The sequence below is a fragment of the Fictibacillus sp. Mic-4 genome (assembly GCF_049843615.1).
Classification (GTDB): Bacteria; Bacillota; Bacilli; order Bacillales; family Fictibacillaceae; genus Fictibacillus_A; species Fictibacillus_A gelatini.
Genome location: NZ_JBBHZM010000083.1, coordinates 1 through 3240 on the forward strand (window position 1 = coordinate 1; position 3240 = coordinate 3240).

At 42.7% G+C, this 3240-nt stretch carries 3 protein-coding genes; 1 reads left to right on the forward strand and 2 read right to left on the reverse strand.

The features are described 5' to 3' along the window. Positions 1-98 precede the first annotated feature (98 nt). Positions 99-662 carry a PadR family transcriptional regulator gene (locus WD019_RS21470; RefSeq protein WP_425712782.1) on the reverse strand — a complete coding sequence of 188 codons (564 nt, stop codon included), beginning with the start codon at positions 660-662 and terminating at the stop codon, positions 99-101. 4 nt (positions 663-666) lie between these two features. Continuing rightward, positions 667-2199 (reverse strand): MDR family MFS transporter, encoded by a 1533-nt coding sequence (locus WD019_RS21475; RefSeq protein WP_425712783.1) that lies wholly within the window; start codon positions 2197-2199, stop codon positions 667-669. 171 nt (positions 2200-2370) lie between these two features. On the opposite strand from WD019_RS21475, the gene WD019_RS21480 reads away from it, so the two are divergent. Continuing rightward, entirely contained in the window at positions 2371-3108 is a 738-nt protein-coding gene (locus tag WD019_RS21480; RefSeq protein WP_425712784.1) for a class I SAM-dependent methyltransferase, read from the forward strand. Positions 3109-3240 lie beyond the last annotated feature (132 nt).

A 3240-nucleotide genomic window follows, 5' to 3' on the forward strand; every position in this document is an offset into this window, starting at 1 on the left:
ATATTCGACAAAAAGTGGCTGATAAATATTCTAAAGTGGCTGATATTTTCTATTTAGCACGATGTTTGTAAAAAACTCGCCCCACAAGAGGCGAGTTTTTACTCTGTTTTTGGCGATGTAGAGAACAATGCACCGCTTTCGGCGTCTTTTTCCAGTTCCTTTAACCAGCTTAATTCTGTTTTTGAGTGAGCGAGTGCACCATTAATGGAATGAATGATAGCGCAAGGAACGTGCGCTTTTTTCGCTTGAACTAACATCTCCAAGATCTCTACTCTTTTTTTCATTTCATTTATTCTTTCGCGTATCGCCTGTTTCACTTGATCTCGATCTGCATGCTGGATAAATGAAAAGGCCGTATAGAGCGGGTGGAAATCTTCGTAAGGCTTTGCCATTTGTTTCTCGAATAATCGATGAAATTCTTTTTTCCCAAGTGAAGTAATCCTGTAAATCGTTTTATCGGGCCTCGGTGTGTCACGAATCGTTTCTACCGCTTCAATCATTCCCGCTTCCTCTAATTGTTGAAAGGAATAGTATAACGAGCCTTTAGCCAATTTCACATAATAATGCATCTGACGCTTCTTGATGATTTGCTGAATTTCATAAGGATGGCACTCCCCGCCCATCAACATGCCAAGGACAAGGAGCTTCGTATCATTTGCCATCTCGTCAAACCGCCTTATCTTTCATTTCCCGGTTTGGATCTCTTGATGGCATTCTTTCATTCCCCATCAACAAAATGAAGATGAAAGCGAGAACTGCTGGAATCAGAGCCCACATGAATACCGCATCTATTGAATCTGAAAGCGCATGGCGAAAAGCTTCCAATACTTGCGGAGGCATTTTTGCAGCTGCTTCTGGTGAAAAAGCTTTCGCACCGGCCTGATGAGCCATATTTCCGCCATGGGGGAAAGCATCCGCCATTTTATCATTAAACACCCTCGATTGAATTGTGCCGAAAATAGTCACTCCCAATGTCATTCCAATCGTCCGGAAAGTTGAAATCATCGAGGTGGCGGAACCACGTTGTTGAAAAGCAACATTGTTCACAGATGCAAGATTTAATAAAGAGAAGGAGAATCCGACGCCAAACCCGAGAATAATCATATACAGGGTAATCATACTTCGGGCGGTTTCAGTATCCATCGTGCTAAGTAAATAAACGCCGCTGATAAAAAATATCCCTGATACAATCATGATGTTCCGAAAGCTGAATTTCGACGGCCCCCATCCTCCTAATTGAGACCCGACGACAGAACCGAGCATCATTGGCATTAAAATTAGCCCCGAGTTTGTTGCACTCCCGCCAAATACCCCTTGAATAAAGATCGGGATGAACACACTTGCGGAAATGAAAACAAATCCGTAAAGAAATGCTACGCCCTGCGAAGCGGCGAATACACGTCTTTTAAATAAAGAAAACGTAATGATCGGGTCGCTGGCTTTCCGTTCAACGAAAAGAAAAATAATCAACGACACTGCTGATAAAACAAATAATCCAATGATCACGATGGAATCCCAGGCGTATTGTTTTCCGCCAAGTTCAAGGGCAAACATGAGACTGACGAGCATAATGAGAAGCGAAATTGCCCCGCCCCAGTCAATTTGCTGTTTTCGATGTTCTTTCGATTCTTTGTAATTCAAAGAAACTAAAATAATCGATAAAATTCCAATCGGTATATTGATGTAAAACACCCAGCGCCAATCTATTTGATCCGTTATGTAGCTGCCGGCAAGCGGGCCAAAAATACTCGAAATGCCAAAAACGGCGCCAAATAATCCGGTTATCTTTCCGCGCTTTTCAACCGGAAAAATATCAAAAATAATCGTAAATGAAATCGGCATGAGCGCCCCGCCGCCAAGTCCCTGGATGGCACGGTATACTGATAGTTGGGTAATTGACTGCGCCGTCCCGCAAAGGATCGAACCAGCCATAAAGAGAATAATGCCGAGCAAGAAAAAACGCTTCCTCCCGTACATATCTGACAATTTGCCGAAAATTGGCATGCCTGCAACCGTCGCAATCATGTATGCGGATGTGACCCAGACAAATTTATCAAAACCGCCCAGTTCTTTTACAATCGTTGGCATCGCGGTTGCAACAATCGTATTATCCATCGCCCCAACAAGAATGGCCAGGAGCAACCCGGCTATAATAAATCCTGTGTTTGGTTTTGCTTGTTCCATAAAAGCTCCTTTCATGATTCGAAATTAAAACTACAAACCTCATTATAGTCAAATTTGACCATTTTGCAAACAGTATTTTTCCAATAAACGTAAAAATCATCCTTAACATAGAATTTGAGTGAATAGTATAGATAAGATGACATTACAATAAAGTTGATCAAACTATTCGAAAGGGGGAAAGAGCGATTGCGAAATCGATTAACGAAAGCAAACTATGGCATTGATGCTCCTTCTATTGTCCGCAATTTTTTAGTGATCGGAAGTCTCTTCATCATTGCTATCATCTGCTTGTCTCCCTTTTCCGATTCCACCTTTATTAAATTTTGCATCGGGCTTTTTTTCATAGTCGCCTTCATCTGTCTTGCCGAAGGATTTTTAATGATCTACAGCAGCAAAGTCGGAAAATATAAACAATGTGCGAAACTGATAGATTTATTGGAGCTCAATGGTCATGAAAACGTGCTTGAAATCGGTCCTGGCCGGGGCCTCGTGCTAATTGCGGTCGCAAAACGTTTAACGACGGGAAAAGCGGTCGGTGTCGACTTGTGGCGAACGATTGACCAATCGGGAAATAGCCCGGAAGTAACGCTTGCAAACGCAACATTAGAAGGGGTATCCGATAAAATTGAACTGGTGACGGGCGATGCGAGACATCTCCCTTTCGAAAACGATTCCTTCGATGCATTGATTTCCTGTTTGGCGATCCACAACATTCCGGAAAGAGAAGGGCGCAAAAAAGCCCTTAACGAGGCTTTAAGGGTTCTCAAACCGGGTGGAAAGTTTGCCATTTTGGATTTCACAAAAACGAAGGAATATGTCGAAGTTCTTCAAGATGCTGGCGTAACTGAAGTAAGTTTGAGCGCGAACCAATACCTCATGTTCCCGCCTGTTCGGATGGTGGCGGGGAGAAAACCTGAAGAATAGACTTCATATTGCTATTCAAAGTGGCCTCTCTTTGCCAGCAGCCCTCCAGCAATGAAAATTTTCGCCTATAAAGAAAGATAAGAGAGTGGAGACAAAAAACAGGATCAAACTTCTCTCATGTGGCGCTTTTTT